Origin of the sequence: Microcoleus sp. B6-A1 (assembly GCF_036705085.1) — a bacterium.
Classification (GTDB): Bacteria; Cyanobacteriota; Cyanobacteriia; order Cyanobacteriales; family Microcoleaceae; genus Microcoleus.
Genome location: NZ_JAUBTU010000004.1, coordinates 100,631 through 112,987, shown reverse-complemented (window position 1 = coordinate 112,987; position 12,357 = coordinate 100,631). Strand labels below are relative to the sequence as shown.

Below are 12,357 nucleotides of genomic sequence, written 5' to 3'. Positions count from 1 at the left end.
TACGATAAAAATGATAACCTAATTAAAGATACTAAAAGTCAGGAATATTAGCATGGTATACAAAAGCATACATACTTCTAGTGCAGTTGCAAAACAAATTAAAGAAGAAGAAGATGATGATGATTCCTATGTTGACTATTTTTATGATGATCCGGGGGCTCCGCCGGGAACTCTCGACTTAGAACCAGATGCGCCGCCCCCGGAGATTGTATTAATTGACTATTGCGACACAGCAGCTACTCGCGCCAACTTGGCAAACCCTCAAGAAGCTTCGGCCTATTTAGATACAGCATCTGTTTCTTGGGTTGATATGTTGGGATTAGGAAACAAAGAAACTTGGCGCCACCTGGGCCAAGTATTTAATTTGCATCTTATGGCTCAAGAAGATGTGGTTAATGTACCACAGCGCCCTAAAGTGGTAGATTACGAAGATCACATTTTAATCATTGCCTGGATGGTGATACTTAAGCCGAATTCAGATAAGTTTCATAAAGAACAAGTTAGTTTAATTTTGGGTAAACATTACCTCTTAACAGTTCAGGAAGAACCGGACTATGATTGCTTTGGCCCCGTGCGCGATCGCATTCGTAAAGGACAAGGAAATATTCGGAAACACGGAGCCGATTATCTGGCTTATACTCTGTTAGATTCGATTATAGATGGATTCTTCCCAGTATTAGAAGTCTACGGAGAGCGCATAGAAGAACTAGAGGATGAAGTGGTGGAGAACCCCACCCGCAGAACCCTGGAAAAAATTTATAAAATCCGGCGAGAACTGCTGACGCTGCGCCGCGCAATTTGGCCGCAGCGGGATGCAATTAATGTTTTGATTCGAGATAGCAGTGATTTGATTAGTCCAGAGGTGCGAATTTACCTGCGCGACTGTTACGATCACACGGTGCAGGTGATGGATATGGTGGAAACCTATCGAGAGTTGTCTTCGGGTTTAATGGATGTTTATCTGTCATCTGTGGGAAATAAAATGAATGAAATTATGAAATTGCTGACAGTAATTTCTAGTATCTTTATTCCTCTAACTTTTGTGGCGGGAGTATACGGGATGAATTTCAATACAGAGAAATCGCCCTTGAATATGCCGGAACTGAATTGGTATTTTGGCTATCCGCTTTGTTGGGCACTTATGCTAGCGATCGCCTCGGCTTTAGTTTACTTCTTCTGGCGACGCGGCTGGTTTGATAATTTTTCTACTGTGGTGAAAGATGACTCAGTAAAGTAACCGGATTTAAGAGTTGAGGTTTGAGATTTTGGATTGAGGATTGAATAATTCAAAATCCTGTTAGGTAAAAAGGTTTCCTGTCTCTAGTTGAAGCCGTTTCATAAATCCTTGCATCATAATTCCCAAATTTTCAGCCTCCTGATTCATCCGTGAGTGAATTTAAGGGGATTTGCATGGCAATTTAATTGTTGGGCGGGCTTTCGTGGCCACCGCACAAGAGTTTGAATGGGAGCATCTCAATGAAAGCAGCCTAGCCCAAAATTGGAGTTAGGAGCCAGGAGTCAAGAGTCAGGAGGAAAGAGTCAGAAGGAAGGACGAAGAAGAAGTGTTTTTACAAATATGAGATGCTCCCAGTTTGAATAAACACAAATTTTCAAATTAAGTGGGCGACAACTTAAAATCGTAAATCTAAAATTCCAAATTGATTGACGAACGATCGCGTACAATAAATCTGGGGAAAAAGTAGGCGCAGGCGGTTGCGGATTAGCGAAAGCTTGTCTGAGGAAAGTCCGGGCTCCCGAAAAACCAAACTTGCTGGGTAACGCCCAGTGCGAGCGATCGTGAGGATAGTGCCACAGAAAGATACCGCCCCCCGATTTGAGATTGGAGATTGGAGATTTGAGATTGAATCAAAAATCAAGCATCGAAAATCGCAAAGTGTTAGGGGGTAAGGGTGCAAAGGTGCGGTAAGAGCGCACCAGCAGCATCGAGAGGTGCTGGCTCGGTAAACCCCAGTTGGGAGCAAGGTCGGAGGGACTATGGTTGGTTTTTTACCAGTTCCGTTTTTTGGTACCGCTTGAGGCGTCTGGTAACAGGCGTCCCAGATAGATAACTGCCCTCGAAAACTGCTTGCAGTTGAGAGAACAGAACCCGGCTTATGTCCGACTTTTTCCCCCCCAAAAATCCCAGACTTGGGGAGGGGGAGAGTGGGAGAGTGGGAGAATTTTTAGATATTTTTAGAATAAGGTGAGATACACCAGATACATCCCCAATGCCCAATGCCCAATGCCCAATGCCCAATGCCCTATGAATCTAATTTATCCGGGTCGCCAAAAGCAACTTGAAACAGTAATTCAAAAATTGGGACTGACGAAGAATGCTTCGATAAAATGGCATCTCCTCGATTTAGCTTTGACTCATGCGAGCGCGTCAGCTAAGGCGAATTACGAGCAACTAGAGTTTGTCGGGGACGCAGTTGTGCGGCTGGCTGCGTCGGAATTGTTGTTTGAGACTTATCCTGACTGTACAGTGGGAGAATTTGCTGCTATTCGATCGATCTTGGTGAGCGATCGCATTCTTGCTAAAATCGCTGAAAGTTACGGGTTCGATCGCTATTTAATTGTTTCCAGCAGCGCCGCCTCGGACAAAACAGGCGCTGAACCCCGACTGGCCGATGCTTTGGAAGCGGTACTGGCTGCGCTTTATTTGAGTACCCAGAGCTTAGAATTAATTCGCCCTTGGCTAGATTTTCACTTTCAACGCTTAGCGACAGAAATCCGCAGCGATCCGGCCCGCCAAAACTACAAAGCTGCTCTCCAAGAGTTGACTCAAGGCAAATACAAAACTTTGCCCAAATATAGCGTGCAAGAAACCGGGACAGTGCAGGGCGGGGAGGATCGTTTTACCGCAGCAGTTCTCATTCAGGGAAAGTTGGTAGCAGAGGGAAAAGGTCGATCGATCAAAGCGGCCGAACAAGCAGCGGCTCAGGTAGCTTTCAATAAATTAGTTGGTAGTCAGTAGTCAGTTGACGGTTGACTGTCAAGAGTCAACAGTCAACAGTGATTTTTTTGAGTTAAAACATAGATAATAATAACAAAATATGCTATAATTAATGTGCGATTTTTGAAATTATAATTAATGAAAATCGGAATAGCTGTATTGGGTGCAGGCCGCTGGGGAGTTAACCTCATTCGCAACTTTCTAGAACATCCCAACAGCGAAGTTTTAGCGGTGGTAGACCCGAATCGAGAGTCATTGGCGGCCGTTGAAAAACAGTTTAATCTTGATGCCTCGGTGATTCTAGCTACCGATTGGTCTCAAGTGCAAGCCTTGCCGGGACTGCAAGCTGTGGCGATCGCCACTCCAGCTTCCACACACTACACCCTCGCAGCAGCAGCGCTGAAACAAGGCTACCACGTCTTAGCAGAAAAACCCCTCGCCCTCAACCTCACTGAAGCCATAGAACTCTGTCAATTAGCCGAAAAACAGCAGCGGCAACTCTTCGTTGACCACACTTATCTGTTTCATCCAGCAGTCGATCGAGGCCAAAGAATTATTCAACAGCATCAACTGGGAAAATTGCGCTACGGTTACGCCCAGCGCACGCATTTTGAACCGGTGCGCCATGACGTTGATGCCCTTTGGGACTTGGCAGTTCACGATATCGCTATTTTCAATACTTGGTTGGAACAAACGCCAATTGAAGTAAGGGCGATCGGCACTGTTTTTCCAAAGGAAGAAGGAAGTTGGGCAACGGATTCTGTAACGGATGTAACGGATGTAACGGATGTAATGGATGTCAGGAACAAGGAACAAGGAACAAGGAACAAGGAACAAGGAATAAATAAAGAAGCAGCAGAAATTGAAAATCAATTTTCTCATTCACTGCTGACTACTAATCCTGCAGAAAAACTAGCAGATTTGGTTTGGGTAACGCTTACCTATCCCGACGGATTTCAAGCATTTATTCACCTGTGCTGGCTAAATCCCGACAAACAACGGCGCTTAACAGTTGTTGGCAGTTTGGGAACCTTGATTTTTGATGAAATGTCGCCAGAAACTCCCCTGATTTTGCAGCGCGGCAATCACAATTGCGGGGGGGAAGAGAATAACTCTTTTGAAAGTGCGTTAGCGAAGCCCGCCCCTACGGGGGCTACGCCAACGAAGAGGATCGCGCCGCAGCGAACAAGCATCAGACACCGCGAAGTGTTGAGTTTAGAACCAGTAGAACCGCTGAGGAGAGTGTGCGATCGCTTCCTCAACTGCGTGCAAACAAATACCCCCTGTCTTACCTCTTCCGGCTCCGCCTCCGTCGAATTAATCCGCATTCTCAGCACTTTGAGCAAATCCCTCGAACTCGGCGGACAGCCCCTAATACCATTTTAGATTTTAGATTTTAGATTTTAGATTTTAGATTGGGAAAATCACTCCTCAACTTTTGAAATGTCCCTTTTCCGTTACTAAGTCCGGGCTGTGAAAATAAAAACTTGACTGCTGATTAACAGGCAAAGAAATCATCACCGTAGTACCTTGATTCACGCCCGCGCTGTGCAGGGTAATGCTTCCGATCATAGATTCCATTATCCTTCGCGAGATAGCCAAGCCCAAACCGTTACCGCCAAACTTGCGAGTTGTAGAACCATCAGCCATCACAAAAGGTTGAAACAATTTCTGCTGGTGCTCGGGATCGATACCAATTCCCGTATCTTTAATTTTCACCACCACCCAATCGCTTTGACCGCTGATGCCAGTCGTAGTTTCCCCACTGCCGTTAAAACTACCAGAATTAGTCCTCGATTCTAGTCGCACAGATATATTAATGCTCCCCGACTCTGTAAACTTAACGGCATTGCTCAAAACATTTAAAAACACCTGTTTTAGCTTCTCCGGATCGGCATGAACAATAATCGGATCATGAGGCTCTGGCAAACTTAACTTCAAGCCTTTTTCCTCGATTGGAGCCGCTTGCAAATCAATCGCGTCTTCAAGTACCTGGGTAATGTCAACTACTTCTAACATCATGGAGAAGGTGCCGGATTCTATTTTAGCAATGTCCAAAATATCATTAATAATATTGAGCAATTGCATTGACGAGTCGTGGGCCCGCTGTAAAAATTCCATTTCTTCATCTCGGTCATCGCAGTAGCCGTCCCGCACAATTTGAATAAAACCAATAATCCCGTTGAGGGGCGTTCTCAACTCGTGAGAAATATTGCCCAAAAATTCATTTTTTAATTGATTGGCAACTTGCGCTTCCTTGGTTGCGACTTCCAATGCTTTTGCCCTGGATCTGAGACCCTGCACCATGCTGTTTAGTGCTTCTGATAGTTGATTGAATTCCCTAATTTGGAAATTTTGTGGCACTGTCTGCGACGCTTCTGTATCTACTTTCATCGCGTAGTCTCTCAGTTTTTCCACAGGACGCGCCAAGTCGCGAGACAGATATAAAGTCGCGATGATACTAGCAGCAACCAAACCTACAATTAAATTAAATAAAACTTGCTGAATTTCTTCCAAACCAGACAGAGCGTAATCTAAACGAGAGACAGCTAAAATAATCCACTTGCTGTTCTCCTGTGTAGTTGAAGGACTCGGGATAGCGGCGTATCCTGCTAGCAACTCTACACCATTTCTTTCAAAGGAAAATAGGTGGAGAAAAGCTTGTCCGCCGGCGATCGCCCTTCTGACAATACTTTTTAGTCGAGCGGCATCTGCCTCTTGGTCAATATTGCGGCCCACGCGATTGATATTCGGGTGCGCCAAAATCGTCCCATCTTGATCGATCGCCACCGTATAGCCGGCTAAAGAACCCTTGGGAGCGCTGGTTTGCACAGGCAATGCCGACTGCAAACTCAAAGCATAACTCAACTGCAGGGTATTGCCACGACGAATGTAAACAGGAGCGCTCAACACCAAACTCGCTTGGCTATCGGAGCCTTCTTTACCCGCATCGGGAAAATCCTCAGCCCCCAAAGCCACCTTCTGATCGTTTGCTGTCCCCTGTCGCTGCGGAGGTAAGGACAGACTGATGTAAACGCTCTTCTCGTCCAGCAGCGTTTGCTGCTGCTGTACGGGCGGCCAAAATTTTGCCGGCAACGACTGAATCGGCTGCTGCCCGCAAGTGCTTGCTATCACTTGATTTGTCTTTAAATTAGTCAATTGCAAGCAATCAACCTGCGCTGGCAACCGCTGCCCTAATTGGGCGATAAACTTTTGATAATCCTTCGGATCTACCGACTGCAACATCGAGCTTTCCGAAGCGCCGATCAGATTCGACTTCAGCGATTTCGCCCACTGTTCAATAGTTTCTGCTTTTCTGACTGCACTTTCTGTCAAGTTTTGACGAGCAGTTTCCAGAAGCGTCGAGCGTGCCTTGCGATAGGTAACATACTCCCCCACCAGTAGAACCGGTACGCTGAGCAACAAAATCCGCGACAGTAAAATACGGCGAAAGGAGGATTGACCTAACTTAACCATAGGAAATATCTAAATTAAGGTGCAACACCCAACAGCGACCATTAAAGTGAAATAAACCAGACCGAAAGCGCGAATCTGTCTAGGGGGCTCTGCTGACTGGACAACACAGCTTCAGAACAACATTTAAACACAATTATAGAAGCCACTGTAGTAATCTCGATTCTAAGTGTGTGGACTTAAAGATACTCAGCAATTTGTTTGGCAACTGCCTGTGATCTAGGTCACACTTCCCTCTTCAATTCTCGGCTCGACTTGCGCCCCATCGCCCCAAGGCACATTTTTCCGGCTGGAAAAAGCGTCGGGTGGACATACCGCAGTTGCTTGAAGCTAGAATCGCATAGATGCCTTCACCCCAAATTAACAGGCAAAAAGTTCGGTTTCCGGCTAGTGTACAGAGATAATTCTTGCTAGATCGGACTTTTTCTTTCCGAATGCCTTCGAGAGATGGGCCAGAGATGGGCGATGCGAGATTTGGCATCCTGTCAAAGATTTCTTTTGCCATCCGATTGATTCGGTGACAATAATTCACCGGTCAAACAAAAAGAATGAGACGATCGAGCTGCCGATCGACTCTGACAACCCTAATGTGGGGAACCTTGGCCCAAACAGTGCACCCACGCTCCGTAAATTCGCGGTCTCGGCAATAATCTCCATAGCTTAATCAATGAAAAAAAACTTTAGCAATTATACGTATTATTACACAAACAACCGTCCGAGATATCATCACGCATATTTGATATCTCCCCTTTTAGAAATGCTGGCGACACTTCAGCAGACCAGCAAGACAAAACTCCGAGTTTTGGATCTCGGCTGCGGCAATGGCAGCCTCAGTCACGTTATCGCAGAGCACGGCTGCGAAGTTGTCGGCGTTGACACTTCTGCGCCCGGAATTGCCATCTCCCGTCAAAGTTTCCCCGATTGTCAGTTTATCCAAGCAGATATTTACGACCTTCCAGATACCGATATTCTGAACTCATTTGATGTTGTCTTAGCTATTGAAGTAATCGAACACTTGCTTTATCCTAAAGAACTAGCAAAAACTGCAAAAAAATGCCTCAATCCGGGAGGAAGACTAATTATTTCCACACCCTATCACGGCTATTTAAAAAATCTGGCTTTAGCGGTTTCTGGCCAACTAGATAAACATTTTACCGTGCTTTGGGATAACGGTCACATTAAATTTTTCTCAGTAGATACGCTGACCAAGTTATTAACATCTGAAGGATACACGGACATAAAATTTAAATTTGCTGGTCGGTGTCCCTATCTTTGGAAATCAATGTTATGCTCTAGTAAGTTTTCAGGATAACCTGAAAACTTATGAGTTGTGAGTTGTCAATAAATTAAGTTTCTTGACTAGACCACCAGGCATCATAAAAAGTAAAAAATAAGTTTCACTAAAAAACAAGTAAAATGACTGTTGGCGTTTGGATATTAGGCGATCAACTGTGGGAGAACCAAGCTGCTCTCAACCGCACAGATGATAAACCCTCCCTACCGATAATTTTAATTGAATCTTGGCAGCACGTTCAACAGCGGCGCTACCACCAACAAAAATTAGTATTAATTTGGTCGGCCATGCGGCACTTCGCTAAAGAATTGCGCGGCAGTGGATGGCAAGTTACTTACACAAAATCGGAGGACTTTGAAGCACCTCTCAAAGCTTGGATACAAGCTCACAACATCACCGAAGTGCGGGTGATGGCTCCGAACGATCGACCTTTTTTACAGCTCGTTCAAAACTTGCAACTCCCCTGTCAAATAACCCTAATTCCCAACAATCAATTCCTCTGGACAGAAACAGAATTCAAAGATTGGGCTTCAAGCCGCAAACGTTTGTTAATGGAAGACTTCTATCGAGCCAGCCGCCAACGTTTTCAAGTTTTAATGGATAGCAGCAATAAACCTGTGGGAGGGAAGTGGAATTTTGACAAAGAAAATCGTCAGCCACCCAAAGGAAAACTGGATACCCCGAAACCTCTCTGGTTTGAACCAGACGCCATAACTCAAGAAGTTATCGCACAAGTTAAGTCTCTATCTTTCCCAACTTACGGAAACATTGAACCTTTTCGCTGGGCGGTTACACGAGAGCAAGCACTGCAAGTATTAGATAATTTCATCGAACAGTGTCTCCCCGCTTTTGGCCCTTATCAAGACGCGATGGTAACGGGGGAGGAAACAATGTGGCATTCCCTAATTTCTCCGTATCTCAATATTGGATTACTTCATCCTTTAGAAGTTATTCAAGCCGCCGAAACAGCCTACCTCGAAAAAAACTTAAATTTAAACGGCGTCGAAGGTTTTATCCGCCAAATTATGGGCTGGCGAGAATACATTCGCGGTGTGTATTTTTACGTGGATGCTGATTATTTTGAAAAGAATTGGTTCAACCACACTCAGCCGCTGCCGGAGTTTTTTTGGGACGCTAGTAAAACAGATATGAACTGTTTGCGCCAAGTTTTAACTCAAGTCGAAGGCAGCGGTTACGCGCACCATATCCAGCGGTTGATGATTTTGAGCAATTTTGGTCTAATTGCGGGAATCTCGCCCCAGGAGCTAGAAAAATGGTTCCACAGTGCGTTTGTGGATGCCTATGACTGGGTAATGCAGACTAATGTGCTGGGCATGGGTTTGTTTGCTGACGGCGGTGTGTTGGCCTCGAAGCCCTATGCTGCTTCTGCCAATTACATTAATAAAATGAGCGATTATTGTCGGGGGTGCAAATTCGATCGCACTGTGCGATCGGGCGAAAATGCCTGTCCCTTCAACTTCTTCTACTGGGATTTCCTAGCGCGCCACCGGGACAAACTTCAGTCGATCGGTCGCATGAGCTTTATTTTAGCCAATCTCGACAAAATGCCGCCGGAAGAATTGGCAACCATCCGCCAAAAAGCGGCAGAGTGGCACTTAGGAAGTCATTAGTCAGCAGTCAGTAGTCAGTAGTCAGTAGTCAGTAGTCAGCAGTCATTTGTTATTTGCTACCCATGCCCCATGCCCCATGCCCTTTGCAATTCTTATTTTTTCCCTGACTTTTCCCTAAACATTCCACAGCGTTTCCACAGGCAAGTCTGAGGTTTTCCACAGATCCCACAAAGTTTTCCACAGAAATTAACGGCACGGTAGCATCTTGCTGGGGAATTGGGGATTTCCTTAACTTGCTGGCTAATTGCTCATAAACCGCCCAACACATAAAGATATGTAACAAAAAATGCCCTAAAAAGCTGATTCTTTGGTAAACCTTTTTTTTATCTAAAGGACTTTGTAATATTTCGCAACATTGACAAACCCACCCCCTCATAGCGCACAATGATGCGACCGACCTAAAAAAAAGCGCTCTGATTTCGGCTGTGCCTGCACCTGTATCCGGCCGAAGGGGGGTTCTGTTTTCAATTTATTAGCGAGACTAAACAAAATGATCAACCCAACAGTCAGTATTTTTGCTGAAATTCCCGAAACGCTGCACGATTCTCTCAAAACTTACCTAGAAACCCATCCCGAATGGGATCTAGACCGAGTATTTTGCGCGGCCCTGTCGCTGTTTTTGTTGCAGAATGCCGATAGCGGTACGCCTGAAGCTTCGCGCAGCTATCGCCAGGCTGCGAGAGTTTATCTCGAAACTCTGTTTCAATCTCCTCAAGACTTGCACAGCAACAATGTAACTCCCTCGTCCTGAGAACTATCGCTTATAGCTTAATGCCGAGCCCCATTGCATGTCCCTTAAGAAGCAGGGCGGTTTCATTCTCACGAAAATCGCGATTTTGTAGGGGTAGTGCTACCCCTACTCCCCGTGCCTACCCCCTCCACTGACGAGGGAATCGGTGTTTCAAATATTGGGGCAACCACGGGGGGATTGGGGCAACCACGGGGGGATTGGGGCAACCACGGGGGGATTGGGGCAACCACGGGGGGATTGCCCCTACAAGAGAATGAAAAATCCCCCCGGACAATCAGGGGATGCCGGGGGGATAAACTGCCTTAATCGTCAAACAGTAGACGGGTAGTACATAAGACGCGCTTGTTTACACGCATGGTGCTTATGGCGCAGTCTACACACTACAAACTAATGGCTGAAGACTACATCATGCCCATGCCGCCCATGCCGCCCATGCCGCCCATGCCGCCCATGCCGCCCATGCCGCCCATGCCGCCCATGCCGCCCATGTCGCCCATGTCGCCGCCGGCTTTTTTCTTCTCGGGTTTTTCGACAATCACAGCTTCAGTGGTCAAAACCATACCAGCGATGGAACCGGCATTTTGCAAAGCCGATCGCACCACCTTAGCCGGGTCAATAATCCCGGCGGCAATCATATCTTCGTACACGTCGGTGAGTGCGTTGTAGCCAATGTTGAATTCGCTCGCCCGCACTCGTTCGATGACGATCGAACCTTCAACGCCGGCATTATCAGCGATTTGACGCAAAGGTGCTTCCAAAGCTTTCTTCACCAAGTCAGCGCCTACTTGTTCTTCGGCGTCTAAAGTATTTCTGATCGCATCTATTTTTGTAATCAGGTGAATTAGCGTCGTGCCACCGCCGGCAACGATACCTTCTTCCACAGCAGCTTTAGTAGCGTTCAAAGCGTCTTCAATACGCAGTTTACGGTCTTTGAGCTCGGTTTCGGTAGCTGCGCCGACTTTAATTACAGCGATGCCGCCGGCGAGTTTGGCGATGCGTTCGGTTAGCTTTTCCTTGTCGTAGTCGGAATCCGTCGCTTCTAGCTGCTTGCGGATTTGCTCGATCCGTTTTAGCACGTCAGCTTTGTGTTCTTCGCCAGCAACAACGATCGTGTTTTCTTTGTCGATCGTAATTTTGCGGGCGGTACCGAGCATTTCTAGGGTTGCGGTATCGATGCTGAGTCCGACTTCTTCGGAGATCAGTTGACCGCCAGTGAGAACGGCGATATCTTGAAGCATAGCTTTGCGCCGCTCACCAAAACCAGGAGATTTCGTTGCTGCGATGTTCAATACGCCGCGGGCTTTGTTGACTACCAGAGTTGCCAAAGCTTCGCCTTCAATATCTTCGGCGATAATTAGCAGCGGTTGACCGGTGCGGGCGATTTTTTCGAGAACTGGAATTAGTTCTTGAATCGAGCTAATTTTTTTGTCGGTAATCAGGATGCGAGCGTTTTCGTACTCAACTTCCATGCGATCGGTGTTAGTGACGAAATACGGAGAAAGATATCCGCGATCGTACTGCATCCCTTCGACCACTTCCAATTCCGTTGTCAGAGATTTCGACTCTTCAACAGTAATTACGCCGTCTTTCGTGACTTTTTCCATGGCTTGGGCAATCATGGCGCCGACTTCTTCGTCGTTACCGGCGGAGACAGTGGCGACTTGAGCAATTGCAGCCCCTTCGACGGGTTTCGCCAATTTCTCGATTTCCAGCACCAAGTGGGCGATCGTTTTTTCAATACCCCGGCGCAGCGCGACTGGGTTTGCGCCTGCAGCGACATTCTTCAAACCTTCGCGAATGAGGGATTGAGCTAGAACCGTTGCGGTTGTTGTGCCGTCGCCTGCGATATCTTTAGTTTTGGAGGCGACTTCTTGAATTAAGCGAGCGCCAGCATTTTCCAGGGGGTCTTCGAGCTCGATATCCCTAGCAACGGTGATACCGTCGTTAACGATTTGGGGAGCGCCGTATTTCTTTTCCAATAGGACATTCCGGCCTTTCGGGCCCAAGGTGATGCGGACAGCATCGGCGAGTTGATTGACGCCGCGTTCTAGTGCCCGCCGAGATTTGTCGCTAAATGCAACTATTTTGGTCATGTTTGTCTCCAATCACTTACATTAGCAAATTTAGCACTCTCTGAGTCTGAGTGCTAAGTCGATCGATTTTTGATTGTAGCGCGACTCAACGCTCGGCGGGATTGCGGGGGCGGATTGGGATTTGGGCGATCGTTCCGGGTGGCTAAGGACAGGGCATT

At 46.6% G+C, this 12,357-nt stretch carries 8 protein-coding genes and 1 other RNA gene; 7 read left to right on the top strand and 2 right to left on the bottom strand.

Annotated features, from left to right (window positions below; genetic code table 11):
• Positions 1 to 52: 52 nt before the first annotated feature.
• The 4 genes from corA to QUB11_RS02480 all read left to right on the top strand — a co-directional run bounded on the left by corA (position 53) and on the right by QUB11_RS02480 (position 4,342).
• A complete protein-coding gene (corA, locus tag QUB11_RS02495) occupies positions 53 to 1,237 on the top strand; it encodes a magnesium/cobalt transporter CorA (protein ID WP_333202818.1) in 1,185 nt (394 codons plus the stop codon).
• Positions 1,238 to 1,696: 459 nt separating this feature from the next.
• Positions 1,697 to 2,130: RNase P RNA component class A (gene rnpB, locus QUB11_RS02490), an RNA gene on the top strand.
• A 133-nt stretch (positions 2,131 to 2,263) separates the two neighbouring features.
• Positions 2,264 to 2,977: a ribonuclease III gene (gene rnc, locus QUB11_RS02485; protein WP_333202816.1), complete on the top strand. Its 714-nt coding sequence runs from the start codon at positions 2,264 to 2,266 to the stop codon at positions 2,975 to 2,977.
• A gap of 117 nt (positions 2,978 to 3,094) precedes the next feature.
• Positions 3,095 to 4,342 (top strand): Gfo/Idh/MocA family oxidoreductase, encoded by a 1,248-nt coding sequence (locus QUB11_RS02480; protein ID WP_333202814.1) that lies wholly within the window; start codon positions 3,095 to 3,097, stop codon positions 4,340 to 4,342.
• Between the two features lie 45 nt (positions 4,343 to 4,387).
• On the opposite strand, the gene QUB11_RS02475 is transcribed toward QUB11_RS02480, so the two are convergent.
• On the bottom strand, positions 4,388 to 6,433 hold the full coding sequence (locus tag QUB11_RS02475) for a sensor histidine kinase (RefSeq protein WP_333202812.1): 2,046 nt from the start codon (positions 6,431 to 6,433) through the stop codon (positions 4,388 to 4,390).
• A gap of 733 nt (positions 6,434 to 7,166) precedes the next feature.
• Here QUB11_RS02475 and QUB11_RS02470 point away from each other — a divergent pair.
• The 3 genes from QUB11_RS02470 (at position 7,167) to QUB11_RS02460 (ending at position 10,106) form a co-directional block, all read left to right on the top strand.
• A complete protein-coding gene (locus tag QUB11_RS02470; protein ID WP_333389619.1) occupies positions 7,167 to 7,742 on the top strand; it encodes a class I SAM-dependent methyltransferase in 576 nt (191 codons plus the stop codon).
• Between the two features lie 104 nt (positions 7,743 to 7,846).
• Positions 7,847 to 9,355: a cryptochrome/photolyase family protein gene (locus tag QUB11_RS02465; protein WP_333202808.1), complete on the top strand. Its 1,509-nt coding sequence runs from the start codon at positions 7,847 to 7,849 to the stop codon at positions 9,353 to 9,355.
• 493 nt (positions 9,356 to 9,848) lie between these two features.
• Positions 9,849 to 10,106 (top strand): DUF2811 domain-containing protein, encoded by a 258-nt coding sequence (locus QUB11_RS02460; RefSeq protein ID WP_050813024.1) that lies wholly within the window; start codon positions 9,849 to 9,851, stop codon positions 10,104 to 10,106.
• Between the two features lie 401 nt (positions 10,107 to 10,507).
• Here QUB11_RS02460 and groL read toward each other — a convergent pair whose 3' ends face one another.
• Positions 10,508 to 12,199 (bottom strand): chaperonin GroEL, encoded by a 1,692-nt coding sequence (groL, locus tag QUB11_RS02455; protein WP_333084624.1) that lies wholly within the window; start codon positions 12,197 to 12,199, stop codon positions 10,508 to 10,510.
• Positions 12,200 to 12,357: the final 158 nt, after the last annotated feature.